The organism is Oceanobacillus sp. CF4.6 (assembly GCF_051262635.1).
Lineage (GTDB): Bacteria > Bacillota > Bacilli > Bacillales > Amphibacillaceae > Oceanobacillus.
This window is the reverse complement of the sequence record NZ_JBIMEX010000010.1, coordinates 14,013-29,974: the sequence shown is the minus strand read 5'-3', so window position 1 is coordinate 29,974 and position 15,962 is coordinate 14,013. Positions and strand designations below refer to the sequence as shown.

Here is a 15,962-nt window from a genome sequence, read left to right as displayed (position 1 = left end):
TTCAAGTCAAACGCTTTTCATGTGCTCACAAATTATGCTCGCGGAAAGTTTTTCTTTAGTTGCTTCATCTTAAATGCATACTTAAATCCCTAGTTCCTTGCATTAGTAAAATTACAATACTGTCATAGCTGCATCTACTCCTGCACCTCGTTGTACCTTGAAACCTTCTGCTGTTAATGCTAGTTCAAGGGCAGAGAGTAAAGTAAGAACATTTTCAGAGCGGGCATTGTATCCCATGAGACCAATTCGCCACGTTTTCCCTTGGAGTGGACCAAAACCACCAGCAATTTCAATATTTTGTTCCAATAATCGAGAGCGTACTGTAGCTTCATTTATACCCTCTGGAGCATTGACAACATGTAACATGGGCAAACGGTGTCCAGCTGGGGTGAACAAAGATAGGCCCATAGCTTCTAAACCAGCAACAAAAGCACGATGCATCTTACTATGTCTTTCGTAACGCGCTTCTAAGCCTTCTTTCAAACAAAGACGCACTGCCTCGTGTAACGAATACACTGAAAGAATAGGAGCTGTATGATGAAACGCTCGCTGTTGCAAGCCTTCATCCCAATATTGTAAGAGCGTCGAAAGATCCAAATACCATGATGGAACGGGTGTCTTACGTTTTTTTATACGCTCCCAAGCATTGTTGTTAATCGTTATAGGCCCTAATCCTGGTGGAGCTGCAAGGCATTTTTGCGTACAAGATCCAGCTGCATCTACACCAGTTTTATCAATGTCTACAGGCATACCCCCAAGAGACGTGACACAGTCAGCCACGAGCAACGCTCCATAACGATGAGCGACGTCTGCCATTTCTTTTAAAGGCTGGCATGCTCCAGTTGAAGTTTCTGCGTGGACCAGCGCCACTACATCTGCAGGTTTGCGTTTCAGTTCCTCCTCCAATTGATCTGGAGATAATATTTCACCTAATGGAGCTTCAATTATACGTACGTTTGCCCCAGTACGCTTGGCCATGTCAACCAACCGCTGTCCAAAATAACCAATAACTCCAACAACACATTCATCTCCAGGTTCCAATAAGTTAGTTATAAGTGCTTCGAGACCAGAGCTTCCAGTTCCAGAAATAGGAACTGTATGCACATTTGTTGTGCCATATACTTGCCGTAAACCGTCCATTGATTCGTTCATAATCTCAAGAAACTGAGGATCTAAGTGACCAACCAAAGGAGCTGATACCACCGATTGAACTTGTGGGTCTAAATTTGACGGTCCTGGTCCCAATAATAACCGAGGGATTGGTGCTAATCTTGTCATTACCAACTACAACCACTCCTGACATCTATTTTTTATACAATACAGATATATCCACAATTCCTGCATGCTTCCTAAGTAGCATTATGTAACGTACCAATTAAAATAAGATAGTTTCATTAATTCTTACGATTGCCAACGTACCACTTTATTTAAGTTTAGGAAGCCTTTTCTACATTCAAAGGGATTATTCTGTCTATTGTTATTTGTATCATAATTTAAAAACTTTTCAATATAAAACATGCATTCTTTAATATTACTTAGAAGGATTTAATTCTAGGGAAAAAGACAAAAGATTTATATTCTCCTTTGAGAACAGTTGATGTGCTTGTACCTCCCTAAAATTTATTTAGAATTCCATGCTGTCTTTTCAGCATCGCTCACAAATTATAATTCAATAATTAATTAACAGTATAGTTGATATCTATCGCAAAAAGAATAATAATGTATCATAGTTAAGCATATAAAATCAAGACCATAGAAAATACCCCTTTCAAGTAACGATGGCATTGTTTAACCCTACCAGTCTACTTGAAAGGGGCGCATTATATCTTCCTTATTTTCTTTATTCAACCCTCTAGCTTATTCCCTTCTGCAGGTATTGTATCTTCCTTCAATATATTAGCCAAAGCACCCTTCACCCTCGAGTAAACTGAATCCGCATGATGAAAACAATCCCCATCACACAACTCCACTCTACTATTCTAATTTCCGAGTAAGATCAATCATCTGATTACGGATCATAAAGTTAAAGTAGGTTGCTAGCGCCCCTTGATCCAGTTGGTAATTTTCGTATTCACTCCACATAGCTACAAGTCCTTCCTAATAAAATTCCTGATGCGGATCTCTAATGTTCAGTCTCTATATCTGATAATGAATTATCCGCTCATTTTCCTAAAAAATCTCCTCAAATGTCACTTTCTCCCTATCCACATGTCCTCTCCCTTACCATCTAAAAAGCAAAGCTTTTTAGATGGCTTTATCTTTATAGTCACAATCGAAATGACATCGCATTTGGTGGCATAAAATTAATTAAAATTAATCCACTTAAAAACACCCCCTCTTTCAACTCATTTCGATTGTAGTTATAGAAATCAATTTCATTCCAGTTTCAAACCAAAACAAACCCATCACCACCCCGATACTCCACCAGCCGCCTCTCCACACGCTCCCTCAACATTGCCAAATCCCCCTGTCTATCAACACCACGCTCCCGAAACCAATCCGGAACCACCTCCGCAGCACCCTTACTACCATCGCTATAACTTACCGCCCCAAGCGACTTCGGACGATGTTCCCTGCGACGTCGATACTCCACTTCCTCTGCCTTCGCATCTTCCACACACAAAATCCCCTTTTTCACCCATGCATCAAGAATCGCCTTCACATAACCCCAGTTCGCTCTTCCGCGTTCCAGTGCACGTTTCATGGCATACAAAAAGAGCGACTCACCTACGTCGTTAATCCAATGAATCATATCTTCCGCAACATACGGGCTCACCACACCGAAATTCTCCTGGGAAAATTGAATCGCATCGGTTGGATTTGTTGTAACGTTTTGTTTTGTTTTCTTTTGTTTAATTAATGGGTCAGCTTTCCCGCTCACAATGTGGTTCATCTTGTGGTCCACATTGCGGTCCATAGATTGGTCCATATGGGATGTTGCATGATCGGATGCACTGCTTCCCTCACGCTCGTTCATCCCGAAAACCGTCGCATTCGCATCCTCATTCCCCATCCGATCTAACGAAATAATTTGATAAGATGCTGCTCGATTTCCACCTCGTGACGTCACACGAATATATCCCTTCTCCTGCAATTCCCTCCGTGCCCGTTTAAATGTGCTATCTGTCAAGTTTGCTTTATAACAAAGCATTGGCATTGCAGCGGTAAACTCCTGCCTCCATCCTGCACGATTATTGACATGTATCAGCACATGCCAAAGATTCGCTGCCGAAGCTGACAGCGGATTTGTTTCCAAATGATTATAAAAAGCATTGACTTGTTTGATGTAATTCATCTTTTCCACCCTTTCAAATTAAATCATTCTCTATCATTCCGAGCCCGCTAGAAAAATGCTTCCAAAAACGCCACATTCTTTCTAACAAACTCTATGAACCTATTAACTATTCCTCCAAGGAAGCAAAAGAACCGTCCCCGTGCTTCCTTTTTAGTTTTTTTCTGGCTTGTTTTCCCCAGCTTTTGACAGCTTCAGGGGTAGTGTTTTCTTGGATGCGATGTCTTTGATGGACATGTCTCCTAGGATGTGAAAGTAGATCCACTTCCACTAATTTTCGGTTAGTTGCGATTTAAGTTGCCTCCATTGAATGGGGTCGTCAACTACGATGTCGGGTACATTCGGATGCGGGTAGGACGCATGACTTTTGCGGATATAATTGCCGTCCTGTAATTGCGTCTTCGCTTGTTCGCGGCTTTTCTCTTCTCTTGGAGTGTTCTTGATTTCTTGCGTAGTACATCGATGAATCGATTGCGGATGGTGTAGTTTAAGTAGGTAGCGAGGGGGCCTTTGTCTGGTTGGGTACTTCTTATAAGCCATCCACATGGCAAAATGCGATTTTCCCTGGGGATTTTTAAAAAAACACAAACAACCCCCACCCAAAATTCAATTTTCAGCGGGGGTTCTCGAAATTAGACACTTTTTTATTTAAAATAAAGTTGCATTCATCCACTAAAAGGGCTCTATAGCACGTGGCTCCTTCCCTGTTCTACCTAGATATAATAGGCCTAAAAAGGGAGAAATACATTGAAAAAATCCGAGCTATTCAATCAGTTACTAGCTAAACAATGAAGAATCAAGCGACGTCAACAGATGAAAATGTTGCAGAGATTAGCGGAAGATGCGGACGTAGATGATAAGCATTTAGGACGTCTGGAACGGGGGGAAGTTCCTAATGACAAAATTTCCTCCCATACCATTCTTGTCCCGCTTTCAAAAGCTATCCACACACCTACTACATAGCTCTTAGACTTCTGCTTTTCTGTTCCATCATCCCCATAAAGGAGTGCCCGATCCATGAATGAAGTTTTATCCGACTATCGCATTAACGAAAAAACGATGGCCTTGTTACCTGCCTATAACGTAGCATACGATACGATTGTATTCGAGCAGGGCAAACGGTACTTTATTCGAAAAACAGCCATCCAACTCATCAACCGAGCCTGTATGGAGAACAATTCCTCCTATGAAGAAGGAGGGAATCCGTCATCCATCTAACTGGATTCAAACGAAAGGTCCCCATTCCTATCCATCCTGGCAAAAACATCTACACCTTTCCAACCCACGCAACAACCGATTACGATTGCAGCTGGCTATTCTACCATCATCTTCTCCACAGTAAAAAAAATCACATAAAAACTGAATCACATATGGGATCAATCATTACCTTCTTAAATGGTGAAAAAGTGTCCATAGACATTTCTTGTTATACCGTGGAAAAGCAAATGGAGCGGACATTAGCATGCATCTTAGCATTTTATTCTCATAGTGGGAACGCTGTATATGGCATGTAAATCGATGTATGGATTGACTATTGGCCTCGCATCAATCGACTTAATATAGTGTTATTTTTTTCTCCGAAGTCATAACTGGCAGTCCATATTTATAATCAACCGTATAACTTTGATTATTATTTTTGATTATTACCTTTTTCGCTTTAATCCTATTACTATTAGTAATCACTTTAAAATCCACTTTCTCCAAAACATAATCAAAGAGCTCTAAAAAGTTAGCATTCAACCCATGTCCAGTCGAATAGAACTTTTTATTATCCACCTTTTCCTCGTCAATAAGATTAAAAATAGTATTATTAACACCGTGACAGAATTCTTCCTTTTCTTTAAAATCAACCAAATTATCTGTTACACCCTGAAATGACCAAATTAATGACTTATTGTCAAATTCATCATATAATTTACGCAAACTCAAAATATCTTTATTATAATCAAATTTCTTAGCAAAATAATCGAATTGCGTTTGCATCATCATCTTATCAATAGTTTGATTTAAATAGCGCGAAGATGTCAGATATACAGGTTTTAGCCAAGCTGAATTATCAATGATCAAGGAAAAATCATTCGGTGCTAATCTATTACACAAATATGCTAAATAAGCCCCGTGCGAATGCCCATATGCAATAACCTTATTTCTATTAAAGACAAGTTTATTATCGTCTAATATTAATTTAACCGCATAAAGTGCTGTTAATAAATCTAATGCTTGCATAAAACCCATATCATTAAACAATTCCTCATCTTCATTCAATAACTCGGTAACCTGTAACACACTTGAGTAATTTGATAACACCTTAATAATAGTATTAAAATTCTTGGAATCATTCTGTAAAATATTAAAGTCATCATTTGAAAGCAAATTTTTATAATCTTTAACATCCATAGATAGATTTATTTTATTAGAAGTCTGCATAAACTCGCTACCAAAATAATCACATTGTATTACAATTAAATTATATTTATCTGCAAATTCTAATCGCATTTTTTTATAAACTTTTGATTGTGAATTCCCACCAAATCCTGGAATTAATAACAATATACTAGTTTCTTCAGTAACGCCGTTCTCAGGTTCTGAAAAATAAATATCTAAATTGCGATTATTATTTTCACCTGTATATATATTATGATGTGCTGGTATCGTGAAATGGTTTTCCTTTGCCAAAATTATGTATCCCCCTTAACTATTTATCAGACACATCCGTTAAACTAGAATCTATTAACTGCTTTAATTCTCTACTCCCTTGTACACAATGTCTAACAAAATTCCCAAACAGTTGCACAATCCTCTCTCCACGTACAAGCGGATCTTTTTCTTTCACAGCTTGCGTTAACTCATTCACCATAAATTCCACCTGTACACGAGTATAAAAAGATAAAAAGTTTGTATAGTACGTATTTTTATTTAACTCTGCATATAATTTATCGAACTGAACAAATAAATTTTCTATAGATGATTTATTCCTCATTTTCACAGTATTTTCCATCGATTTTAATAAAGATTCAATTTGAGTTACTAATTGATCATACTTAATAATACTTTGCGTCAACTGTTCTTTTTGATGTTCAAATTTGCTCTTATCATAAGCATTACTTTCATTCCACCATTCTTCCTTTTCAATCGGCTGGGTTAATAGACTTTCAATAACCTCTTCAATAGGCAGAAATGGAACACCCTCTATTGCCGCTCCACCCTTTGTTGTATTAATATAATTTCCAGCATATAACTTAGCATAGCTTTCAATTCCAACACGCATATTATTAAAACCTAAATTGGTTTTAATTTCATTTCCGAAAACATCTATTGTTGTAATTGCGTTTTCCATTTCATTCACAGAAACCTCAGATTGAACAAAGTCATATTCGATTCCCTCTGAATATCTCCTATCATATAGATAGCCCAGGTTCTGCCCTGCAAAAATTATTGGGCCAGTACCTAATTTATTTAATAATTGGAATGTCATGACGGCAATTGACGGTGAATCGATGATAAGATCCTGATTTGTATCCAGTTGCTCGTCTAAAAAATATGTTGCAGTCTTATCCTGTGATGTAATAAAGTGAACTTTTGGACCTTCATAGTTCCTTAACGTTTCATATCCAACACTAGATCCAAACAGCATAGGAATATGATCAATATTGTTTTCGATCATATTTTTAAAGACTAAATGGTTTTTCTTTCCTGGGTCATAAGTGCACACCGCATCTGGCAATACATCATACGCTATCAAACTATTAATCGCCGAGCCAACTGAAAAAAGATATGCCAGATTATTTTCCTTAATATACCTTAGATGCTCTATATCTTCTGCGAGCGACGGACCTGCCGAAACAATAATTGCTGGTTTACCAGCAAATCGGGACCGCTCTATATCTCGCAACATATTAGGTGTATGTAAAACTTCCTTAAAATTAAGCAAGCTATTGATTACCCACAACTTTTGGAAGCTAGTGTTTGTTCCTAAAGAAGTGCGTCTGCTTTGTACAGCATTCTTGATTTTTCCATTAAATCGCTTGATCTTTTCGCCTATAATATTTTCATAGCTAGGTAAAATAATAATTTGTATACTTTTATTATATGTATTAAATTCTTCTAGATAAGCTTCAGACTCCGTACCATGCGTATCCATATAAAGCCTTCTAGTTTTTTTACCTATGACTGAACCAAGCAATATGTGCTGTGACATTGCTAAAAAAACCTCAGGAACTGGCTCGTATACTGAATACGTATTATTTGGAAACAATTGCTGGAACTTCTTAATATGATATCCCATGCCTATCCCATAAAAGAATACATGTGTATCCTCTTTTATACTTTCTATATGAGAAGAAATAATCCTTTCCGCTTCTCGTATCGGATCATACTTGCTATGCACCATTAATTGTTTCTGATCGTCAGTTTCAAATTGCATTGTTTTGACTCCAGCTTTAGAATCGATGGTAGTTACTCTTTCCGTTTTTATCGCGTTCTCATATTCACGGAAATACTTACGAGCCTCTGGATAATGTTCTCTTAAAAACAATGTATTATCAATTAACATCTTCCAAAAACCCCTTATCTCTAAGCGATACCGCTAACTCCTTTTCTAAGGATACAAATGATGGAGTTACTTCGTATGACAAAATATCAGAAATTAAAATGGTATCTTTCACTTCAACTGCTTCTAACAATTGGGCGAAGCTTGTTTCACATTGTTGCAAACTCTTTTCTATTGCTTCCCAATTAGCGGGTTGTTGTGGTGCTGTTTTGGTAACAGCCGTAAACTGTAAGACCCATTGCATTCCCTCTGCCAATTGATTGATCCCTTCCCAAGATTTACTTGAAAAGTTCTCATAGCTTTCATCAACAAGCTCCGTTAAAGCAGGGACTGCACGTTGCAAATAGGAATGAATCGACTCCATTGTTTCCCAGATCATTTCCTTTATCTTTCGTGTCACAATTTCTATCGTTTCGATTTCAATCAAATGCTCTTTCATGTATTCCTCATGATTTTCATATACTTCCACATCATCTATTAATAGATGGCTGAAAACAATATTTTTATCTCCTAATAATTTATTAATTTTTATATAGACTTCATTTATCGAAGTTTCGACATTATCTATATTTATTTGCTCATTTTTATGTATTAATTGCATAGTAACCTCCAAAAAGATACGAACTAGTATTTATAACTTACTATTATTATCGGTTGAATAGTGTCGGTTTTCAAGTAGATAATTTTCAACATATGATATACTTTGAATTAAACTCATAGTTCTTCATGCATTTGGACTACGATTAAATAAACAATTGTAACGCGAGGAGTTGATTTAATGAAAATATCAATCATCGAAACGAAAACAGTTCCTACAATTAAAATTGATGATAATGACAAAAGTATAATATTTCATAGTAAATATGACCCAATTCGTGAAGTGAGTGCATGGTGTAATAATGCACTTAAAGAAATAAATGATGAGGCGGAGATAGTTATCATTGGCCTTGGCACAGGTTATCATATAAAACAACTTGCACGATCCATACCTGAGAGAAAAATAACTGTAATTGAATTTAATAATACCTTCCACAGTTGGTTTCATGATAGTCTTTTCTACAAAAACATAGAAAGCATTAAAAATGTAAGTATCAACCTATTTAGTAATCTTTCATCTGTTGAGCAACAAGAAATGTTGACATCTATCAAATCATCGAATTTATTAATACATAAGAGTGGTTTAGATACTCTACCCTTAACATACAGCAATATCAGATTTATTCTAGAAGATATGCAGTTCAAAAAAAATTCCATAGCTAATCAGATTGATAATATGAATACGAACTTTTCAAAAAATCTACAATTGAAGGATACAGGTATTGGAAATCTTAAAAATAAATATGAAGGAAAACCGATGATATTAATCTCAGCCGGACCTTCTCTAGATAAACAAATGACATTATTAAAAAAGATTTATGACGAGGATGAAGTTATATTGGGTGCAGTAGGAACTGCTATAAAACCTTTGTTAAAGAATAAGATTATCCCACATTTCTTTTCCATTATCGATCCTAATCCTGAAACATATAGTCAGTTGACAGAGACTAGTTTATCGAATACAACATTATTCTATTTGAGCACGGCTTATCATGAAACGGTATTACTACATAAAGGTCCAAGACGGATTTTGTGGCAAGAAGGTTTTGCAGATGCAGAAAAGGAGGCCAAAGAGTTAGGTGATCCCTTAATTCAATCTGGTGGTTCTGTTGCCACGGCGCTCCTTGACCTTATGATTTATCTAGGAGCTGGAAAGGTAGCCCTCGTGGGGCAGGATTTAGCATATACTGATGGACGTAGTCATGCTAGCCATGCACACGCACAAAAAAACATTAACCAATCTACCGCAGAATACAAAACATTGAATTATTATCAAAAAGGGGAAGTTGCAACGGCAAGAAATTTAACCATTTATAGAAAATGGTTTGAAGAGTATGCTAGGATTCATCCAGATTTGGAGCTTTATAATTGTACAGAAGGCGGGGCGTTTATTAAGAATTGGAGACATATTAGCTTAAATAATTTTTATGAAATGGTTAACTAGCATTTAACAGATATAAAAAAACGCGTCCGAATTCTCGGATCGCGTTTTTTAGGTTAATTATTGAAGAAGTTGTAGAACTCCTTGTGGCTGTTGGTTAGCTTGAGCTAGCATCGATTGTGCAGCTTGAGAAAGTATGTTATTCTTCGTGAACTCCATCATTTCTTTGGCCATATCAACGTCACGGATACGTGATTCAGCAGCAGTAATGTTTTCCGAAGCCGTTCCTAAATTATTAATAGTGTGATCCAAACGGTTTTGTACAGCACCTAATTTTGAACGTTCAGCAGAAACACTATCAATTGCAGTTTGAATAGTTGTAATTGCAGCATCTGCTCCAGATTGACTTGAGATATCAACTCCACTACCAGTAGTAGTTCCAACACCTAATCCACTAGCATCCATTTGAGAGATCTCAACTGATAGATTTTGTCCAGTATTTGCACCAACATGGAAAGTTAAAGCACCTGAACCACTTAGAGATCCATTTAATAATTTTTTCTCATTGAATTCTGTATCATCTGAAATGTCATTTATTGCTTGTGCTAATTGATCTACCTCTTTTTGTAATTCGGCGCGATCTGAACTAGTGTTTGTATCATTAGAGCTTTGAACAGCTAACTCACGCATACGTTGTAAAATTGAATGTGTCTCATTCAATGCACCTTCAGCAGTTTGAATTAAAGAAATACCATCTTGCGCATTCTTTGAAGCCATTTCCAAGCCATTAATTTGTCCACGCATTTTCTCGGAAATTGCTAGACCTGCAGCGTCATCTCCCGCTTTGTTAATAGCTAGACCTGAAGAAAGTTTCTCTAAAGACCCTTGTGTTGCGTTTTGGTTTGCACCTAGTTGACGATGTGCGTTGATTGCTGAAATATTGTGATTAATAATCATTTTTCCTTACCTCCATGTTTTTGTTTTCTAGCAAGTCACGTCCATTTGGCTTGCTGATATATAATAACTCCAATTACTTGGAATCACTACCATTGTAAATCTCTCCACGAATTATTTGAAATTCTTGCGGAGCATTAATTCGTAACTGTGTATAGTTACTCAGCTTCTCTTCCCGTCTTACTACTTCAATTTCAATCTCTCGTCCCTGATCGTCTATTAAATAGACTTTTTCACCGGGCTTTCTTCCTAACGTTAGGGCCATGGCTCTCATCCTCCTTGATGATCTATTATTTATATCGGTAGTAGTTTATGATTGTTTAATGTTTTTTGAAAAAGTTTTTAAAAGAATTAATTCTTTCCTTTTACAATTTACTCCTTTACTCCAGAATACTATAGTATAATGGCTGTTGTTATCGTTATTAAAACAGTTTATAATTTATAATAGAGGATATTCATAGACACCTACTATGAGAGCCTAGTAAAACAATTGACTTCTAAGAAGATTATTAACCACTATGAATATTTATTCCATTAATAATAACTAGAACACACAGAAGGAAATGATATCCTAATGAACATATGCTTTCGAGCTGACGCCTCTACCATTATAGGAACAGGTCATGTAATGCGCTGTCTAACCTTAGCTGAAGAATTAAGAAAAAATGGCCACAATGTATATTTTATTTGCAGATTACATAATGGTCATCTAAGCGAACTAATATCAGAAAAGGGATTCCATTTATATAATCTTGACGAGCCTACTCAAAATATGAATTTAAATGATACTAAACATGCTCCATGGCTTGGTGTTACTCAAAAACAAGATGCATTGGATACGCAGAAAGTACTATTTTCCAATAAAATACAATTTGATTGGATGATAATAGATCATTATGCCATTGACAAGTCATGGGAACAAAATATAAAACGCTATGTTCCAAATATAATGGTTATTGATGATATCGCAGATCGAGAACATGATTGTAGTATATTATTGGATCAAAATTATTACCAAAATGCAAATGATCGCTATACAGATCTAGTTCCTTCTACTTGTAAGTTATTATTAGGACCTCAATATGCATTATTACGAGATGAGTTTATTGAATTTCATAACACACCTAAGAATATTAATAATAATAAAGTAGCTTTAATTTTTTATGGAGGCAGTGATCCTACTAATGAAACATTGAAGGCAATTGACGCCATAAAAGATAAAGATATTCTTGCACAAGTTGTAGTTGGCCCATCTAACCCAAATAAAGAAACCGTAAAAGAAAACTGTGATAATGAAAATATCATTTTCCACTATAATATAAATTACATGGCAAAATTAATACATGAAGTAGATTTCGCTTTATGTGCAGGGGGAAGTACTACCTGGGAGAGATATTGTGTTGGCACTCCAGCAATAGTAACAGCAGTTGCATATAACCAAGTAGAACTTTGTGAGAACGCGAAGCATTTGGGGGTTGACCATTATATTGGAATTCATGATTCTATAACTCAAAATGTAATTGAAAATGAATTAGAATCATTTCTAGCGAAAAATGACATACCACAATTAAATAACAGAGCTAAAGAGATTGTTGATGGTCATGGAAAAAATCGCATTTTAGAATTGCTAAATAATATATAAACATCAAGCCCTATTGAATTCAATTCAATAGGGCTTGATGTTATAACAAGCTTATGGGATCCCCAAAATTAAAATCTCTTCCCGCTTCCTTACCTAAAAGACCCTTAAAGTATTTCGGTTTCAATCCATATCCGGGTCGAACAATCCGTATATTCTCAGGAGTATATTTTTCTCCTTTTTTAATATCCTTAGCAGCATAGATAGAACGTCTAAACTGTAATGAGTTCTCTTCAGCTTTTGTCGGTCCATATTTTACTGTCCCTATTGCCTTCCATGCTCTTTCAGTTTCTTCAACTAATGCTTTCATTTCGTGAGGTTCCATTGAAAATGCGGAATCGACTCCACCTTCTGTACGATCTAGTACGAAATGTTTTTCAATCACAGTTGCCCCCAATGCAACACTTGCTACGGATACACCCGTTCCCATTGTATGATCAGATAACCCCACCTGACAATCAAAAAGATCCCTCATATGGGTTATGGTAGAAACATTTGTATTTTCAGGTGATGCAGGGTATGTACTAGTACATTTTAAAAGAACAATATTATCACAACCTGCTGCTCTTGCTGCACGAACCGTTTCATCTAATTCAGCAACTGTAGCCATACCGGTTGATATAATCATGGGTTTTCCAGTAGAAGCTACTTTTTCAATTAACGGTATATCATTATTTTCAAATGAAGCGATTTTGTAAAATGGTATATCTAACTCTTCTAAAAAATCCACTGCTGTTTCATCAAAAGGGGTACTAAAAGGAATTAACCCCAGTTCTCTAGCCCTTGTGAATATAGGTTCATGCCATTCCCACGGAGTATAGGCTTTACTATATAAGTCATATAGTGACTCTCCATTCCACAAACTTTTTGGATCATTGATTACAAAATCTCCACTTTTTATATTCAGTGTTAATGTATCTGCAGTGTATGTTTGTATTTTTAAAGCATCGGCTCCAGTTTTAGCGGCAGCTTCAACTATTTCTAATGCTGTTTCTAAAGATTGATTATGATTACCAGACATTTCAGCGATTATAAATGGTTTATGGTTTCCACCAATTAATCTATCACCAATCTGTATATCCTTATACATTAGTAAAACCCTCCATTAGTAGTACTTTATTATGCTCCCAATTTTGCTTAAATTGTGCATACAAATGAACATCTATAAACTTCTCGTTTCTTAGAATTTGCTGTTTCAAGAGACCTTCTTGTAAAAAGCCTACTTTCCGATGAAATCTAAGTGATTTTTCATTAATACTTAACACCTGAGCAGATAATTTTCTAATACTTAATTCATTAAATATATAATTTAATGAATGATAAGCCAGTAAGATTCCTAGTCCTTTTTTATAAGAATCTCCGATATAGAAGCCCCATTCTGCAGTCTGATAATCCGTATTAATCTGATTAACTTGAACAATTCCTCTCGGTACATTATCTTCCATAAATACCTTAATCTCATTTTTCATATCACTATTTATTGAATTAAACCAATTTACATGTCTATCCCATTCAATCACATTATCACTAAACATAAGCTTACGTATTTCTGATTTATTTCTCCAGGTATATATTAATTGAAGATCATCATTTGTAACTGGACGTAAGTAACTATTAAAATCATTCATTACGACCACACCTTTAAACGTTTTTCTGACTTACATTTGCATTAATTTTTTGCCACTCTTTATTTTTATCCAACAGCTCCATCACATCATTATGTGAAAAGGTATTATTTACCTTATATAGAGATGTAAGTATTTTTTCTATTAGCAAAAAATCCTCTTTTGTATCAACTGTAAAACGACAATTGCTATTATCTGATTCATTCAACACCTGATCTATTCTAAACAAATTAGTTTGTTGATATATATACGGTGTTACGTGTTCTCGCTCGAATATTTCCCTTGCATTTATATATGCATTTTCCAAAGTTCTAAAAGAGAATACTTCTGTATCATACCCTCTAGGGTAGGTTCTTTTCAGCGTATTTGATACATAATCATAATCACTATTGTTGTTCTTGTAATATCCTATAACCGAATCAATAACAGCGGGGTCAATTATTGGGCAATCTGATGTTAAACGCACTACAACATCTGCACTATATTCTTTTGCCGCTTCAAAATATCTTGATAATACATCGTCTTCGGATCCGCGATAATATAGTATAGAGAACTCATTACAAAAGTCTACAATTGGTTGCTCTATTTCATTAGTAGTAGTAGCAATAACAATTTCATCAATTAGTTTTGATCGTTTTACCCGCTCTATCTGATACTCCAACAATGGTTTGTCTAATACTTTTTTTAATATTTTCCCTGGCAACCTTGTCGATCCCATTCGCGCTTGTATAATTGCAACAACTTTCATATACTCACCTACTTTACCTGGGTTTTATAGCTATATTTTTTACTGTATCAATTACATACTCAACATCTTCATCTGTCATTGCTGGGAAAAGTGGCAACGTGATAATTTGTTCATACAATTCTTCAGCATAAGGATAATCCCCTTTTTTATATCCAAGCTCCTGATAATAAGGTTGTAAATGCACTGGAATATAATGAACGTTTACACCGATACTAGCTTGTCTTAATTCTTCAAAAAAGTGCTTTCTATCAATAGAAAGTAAATCTTTATTTAATTTAATCACATATAAATGCCAACTAGAATTTCCATCAGTTTCTTGATAAGGGTTTATTACTTCGTTCATATTACTAAACCCCTTATTATATTGATCAACTATATTCCTACGTCTTTCAATAAACTTATCTAATTTATCAATCTGACTTGCTCCTAATGCAGCTTGTATATCCGTCATGCGATAGTTGTATCCTAAAAACTGCATTTCATAATACCAAGGACCATGGTTTTCTTTTAATAATGATTTATCTCTAGTAATTCCATGCGTACGAAACTGTGTTAATTTTTCATATAAATCTTTGTTATTCGTAGTTATAATACCACCTTCACCAGTTGTAATATGCTTTACTGGATGAAAGCTAAACATTGTCATATCAGCAATAGATCCAACCCTTGATTCTTTGTAAGTTGCTCCAATTGCATGAGCAGCATCTTCAATTACAACTAGATTAAACTCTTCGGCAATTTTTATAATTTCATCTAATTTTACAGGTTGCCCTGTGAAATCTACCGGAATAATCGCCTTTGTTCTATCTGTAATTTTTTCTTTTATTTTATTTGGATCAATATTGTATGTCTGTGGATCAATATCGGCAAAAACAGGCTTTGCACCTTGATACAGGATACAGTTTGCACTTGCCACAAAAGTCATAGGTGTTGTTATTACTTCATCCCCAACCCCAATATCTGCAGCGAAGCAGGCACTATGTAATGCTGCTGTTCCATTCGAGAACGCAACAGCGTACTTAACCCCAACATAGTTAGCAACCTTTTTTTCAAAATTATCTACGGCTGGCCCTGTTGTTAGATAATCACTCTTTAAAACATCAACAACTGCCTGAATATCTTCATCATCAATTGATTGGCGGCCATATGGAATAAAGTGATGTTTCGAGTCTGTCAT

General features: G+C 35.7%; 16 protein-coding genes and 1 pseudogene. 5 read left to right on the top strand and 12 right to left on the bottom strand.

Going from position 1 to position 15,962, the window contains the following annotated elements; genetic code table 11:
- Positions 1 to 111: 111 nt before the first annotated feature.
- The 3 genes and pseudogenes from ACHABU_RS14805 to ACHABU_RS14795 form a co-directional block, all read right to left on the bottom strand.
- Complete coding sequence (locus ACHABU_RS14805) at positions 112 to 1,278, bottom strand: pyridoxal-phosphate-dependent aminotransferase family protein (RefSeq protein ID WP_435765711.1); 1,167 nt, start codon at positions 1,276 to 1,278, stop codon at positions 112 to 114.
- Between the two features lie 696 nt (positions 1,279 to 1,974).
- Positions 1,975 to 2,085, bottom strand: a pseudogene (locus tag ACHABU_RS14800) (sigma-70 family RNA polymerase sigma factor); the annotation flags it as partial.
- A gap of 301 nt (positions 2,086 to 2,386) precedes the next feature.
- Complete coding sequence (locus ACHABU_RS14795; RefSeq protein ID WP_435765710.1) at positions 2,387 to 3,295, bottom strand: DnaD domain-containing protein; 909 nt, start codon at positions 3,293 to 3,295, stop codon at positions 2,387 to 2,389.
- 810 nt (positions 3,296 to 4,105) lie between these two features.
- On the opposite strand from ACHABU_RS14795, the gene ACHABU_RS14790 reads away from it, so the two are divergent.
- From ACHABU_RS14790 to ACHABU_RS14780, 3 genes are read left to right on the top strand one after another with little or no spacing between them, the layout of a single operon-like run.
- A complete protein-coding gene (locus ACHABU_RS14790) occupies positions 4,106 to 4,255 on the top strand; it encodes a hypothetical protein (RefSeq protein ID WP_435765709.1) in 150 nt (49 codons plus the stop codon).
- A gap of 54 nt (positions 4,256 to 4,309) precedes the next feature.
- Complete coding sequence (locus ACHABU_RS14785) at positions 4,310 to 4,510, top strand: competence protein ComK (protein WP_435765708.1); 201 nt, start codon at positions 4,310 to 4,312, stop codon at positions 4,508 to 4,510.
- The gene (locus tag ACHABU_RS14780; RefSeq protein WP_435765816.1) at positions 4,501 to 4,806 is read left to right on the top strand and encodes a competence protein ComK; all 306 of its coding nucleotides are present in this window, start codon (positions 4,501 to 4,503) and stop codon (positions 4,804 to 4,806) included. Before ACHABU_RS14785 ends, ACHABU_RS14780 begins: the two co-directional genes overlap by 10 nt.
- 40 nt (positions 4,807 to 4,846) lie before the next feature.
- On the opposite strand, the gene ACHABU_RS14775 is transcribed toward ACHABU_RS14780, so the two are convergent.
- From ACHABU_RS14775 to ACHABU_RS14765, 3 genes are read right to left on the bottom strand one after another with little or no spacing between them, the layout of a single operon-like run.
- Positions 4,847 to 5,968: a DUF2920 family protein gene (locus ACHABU_RS14775; protein WP_435765707.1), complete on the bottom strand. Its 1,122-nt coding sequence runs from the start codon at positions 5,966 to 5,968 to the stop codon at positions 4,847 to 4,849.
- A 19-nt stretch (positions 5,969 to 5,987) separates the two neighbouring features.
- Positions 5,988 to 7,844: a motility associated factor glycosyltransferase family protein gene (locus tag ACHABU_RS14770; RefSeq protein WP_435765706.1), complete on the bottom strand. Its 1,857-nt coding sequence runs from the start codon at positions 7,842 to 7,844 to the stop codon at positions 5,988 to 5,990.
- On the bottom strand, positions 7,834 to 8,442 hold the full coding sequence (locus ACHABU_RS14765; protein WP_435765705.1) for a hypothetical protein: 609 nt from the start codon (positions 8,440 to 8,442) through the stop codon (positions 7,834 to 7,836). The genes ACHABU_RS14770 and ACHABU_RS14765 overlap by 11 nt, the downstream gene beginning before the upstream one ends.
- A 177-nt stretch (positions 8,443 to 8,619) precedes the next feature.
- Between ACHABU_RS14765 and ACHABU_RS14760 the strand changes: the two genes are divergently transcribed.
- A complete protein-coding gene (locus ACHABU_RS14760; RefSeq protein ID WP_435765704.1) occupies positions 8,620 to 9,882 on the top strand; it encodes a motility associated factor glycosyltransferase family protein in 1,263 nt (420 codons plus the stop codon).
- A gap of 57 nt (positions 9,883 to 9,939) precedes the next feature.
- On the opposite strand, the gene hag is transcribed toward ACHABU_RS14760, so the two are convergent.
- Complete coding sequence (gene hag, locus ACHABU_RS14755; RefSeq protein WP_435765703.1) at positions 9,940 to 10,776, bottom strand: flagellin Hag; 837 nt, start codon at positions 10,774 to 10,776, stop codon at positions 9,940 to 9,942.
- Between the two features lie 73 nt (positions 10,777 to 10,849).
- Positions 10,850 to 11,038, bottom strand: a complete 189-nt coding sequence (locus ACHABU_RS14750; protein ID WP_435765702.1) for a carbon storage regulator — start codon at positions 11,036 to 11,038, stop codon at positions 10,850 to 10,852.
- 309 nt (positions 11,039 to 11,347) lie between these two features.
- Here ACHABU_RS14750 and pseG point away from each other — a divergent pair, with 309 nt between their 5' ends.
- Positions 11,348 to 12,415, top strand: a complete 1,068-nt coding sequence (pseG, locus tag ACHABU_RS14745) for a UDP-2,4-diacetamido-2,4,6-trideoxy-beta-L-altropyranose hydrolase (RefSeq protein WP_435765701.1) — start codon at positions 11,348 to 11,350, stop codon at positions 12,413 to 12,415.
- 40 nt (positions 12,416 to 12,455) lie between these two features.
- On the opposite strand, the gene pseI is transcribed toward pseG, so the two are convergent.
- The 4 genes from pseI to pseC are packed head-to-tail and all read right to left on the bottom strand — an operon-like array spanning position 12,456 to position 15,962.
- Positions 12,456 to 13,502 carry a pseudaminic acid synthase gene (pseI, locus tag ACHABU_RS14740; protein WP_435765700.1) on the bottom strand — a complete coding sequence of 349 codons (1,047 nt, stop codon included), beginning with the start codon at positions 13,500 to 13,502 and terminating at the stop codon, positions 12,456 to 12,458.
- The gene (gene pseH, locus ACHABU_RS14735) at positions 13,495 to 14,040 is read right to left on the bottom strand and encodes a UDP-4-amino-4,6-dideoxy-N-acetyl-beta-L-altrosamine N-acetyltransferase (protein WP_435765699.1); all 546 of its coding nucleotides are present in this window, start codon (positions 14,038 to 14,040) and stop codon (positions 13,495 to 13,497) included. The genes pseI and pseH overlap by 8 nt, the downstream gene beginning before the upstream one ends.
- 13 nt (positions 14,041 to 14,053) lie before the next feature.
- Positions 14,054 to 14,785: a cytidylyltransferase domain-containing protein gene (locus ACHABU_RS14730; protein WP_435765698.1), complete on the bottom strand. Its 732-nt coding sequence runs from the start codon at positions 14,783 to 14,785 to the stop codon at positions 14,054 to 14,056.
- A gap of 13 nt (positions 14,786 to 14,798) precedes the next feature.
- Positions 14,799 to 15,962, bottom strand: coding sequence for a UDP-4-amino-4,6-dideoxy-N-acetyl-beta-L-altrosamine transaminase (gene pseC / locus ACHABU_RS14725; RefSeq protein WP_435765697.1), 1,164 nt, complete (start codon positions 15,960 to 15,962; stop codon positions 14,799 to 14,801).

Excerpts from the sequence above, each read along its gene's own strand:
- ACHABU_RS14805 (WP_435765711.1), bottom strand. The coding sequence starts at position 1,278 with ATGACAAGATTAGCACCAATCCCTCGGTTATTATTGGGACCAGGACCG.
- ACHABU_RS14760 (WP_435765704.1), top strand. The coding sequence starts at position 8,620 with ATGAAAATATCAATCATCGAAACGAAAACAGTTCCTACAATTAAAATT.
- pseG (WP_435765701.1), top strand. The coding sequence starts at position 11,348 with ATGAACATATGCTTTCGAGCTGACGCCTCTACCATTATAGGAACAGGT.
- ACHABU_RS14750 (WP_435765702.1), bottom strand. The coding sequence starts at position 11,038 with ATGGCCCTAACGTTAGGAAGAAAGCCCGGTGAAAAAGTCTATTTAATA.
- ACHABU_RS14795 (WP_435765710.1), bottom strand. The coding sequence starts at position 3,295 with ATGAATTACATCAAACAAGTCAATGCTTTTTATAATCATTTGGAAACA.
- ACHABU_RS14730 (WP_435765698.1), bottom strand. The coding sequence starts at position 14,785 with ATGAAAGTTGTTGCAATTATACAAGCGCGAATGGGATCGACAAGGTTG.
- pseH (WP_435765699.1), bottom strand. The coding sequence starts at position 14,040 with ATGAATGATTTTAATAGTTACTTACGTCCAGTTACAAATGATGATCTT.
- ACHABU_RS14765 (WP_435765705.1), bottom strand. The coding sequence starts at position 8,442 with ATGCAATTAATACATAAAAATGAGCAAATAAATATAGATAATGTCGAA.
- ACHABU_RS14770 (WP_435765706.1), bottom strand. The coding sequence starts at position 7,844 with ATGTTAATTGATAATACATTGTTTTTAAGAGAACATTATCCAGAGGCT.
- pseI (WP_435765700.1), bottom strand. The coding sequence starts at position 13,502 with ATGTATAAGGATATACAGATTGGTGATAGATTAATTGGTGGAAACCAT.
- ACHABU_RS14785 (WP_435765708.1), top strand. The coding sequence starts at position 4,310 with ATGAATGAAGTTTTATCCGACTATCGCATTAACGAAAAAACGATGGCC.
- ACHABU_RS14790 (WP_435765709.1), top strand. The coding sequence starts at position 4,106 with ATGAAAATGTTGCAGAGATTAGCGGAAGATGCGGACGTAGATGATAAG.
- pseC (WP_435765697.1), bottom strand. The coding sequence starts at position 15,962 with ATGACAGACTCGAAACATCACTTTATTCCATATGGCCGCCAATCAATT.
- hag (WP_435765703.1), bottom strand. The coding sequence starts at position 10,776 with ATGATTATTAATCACAATATTTCAGCAATCAACGCACATCGTCAACTA.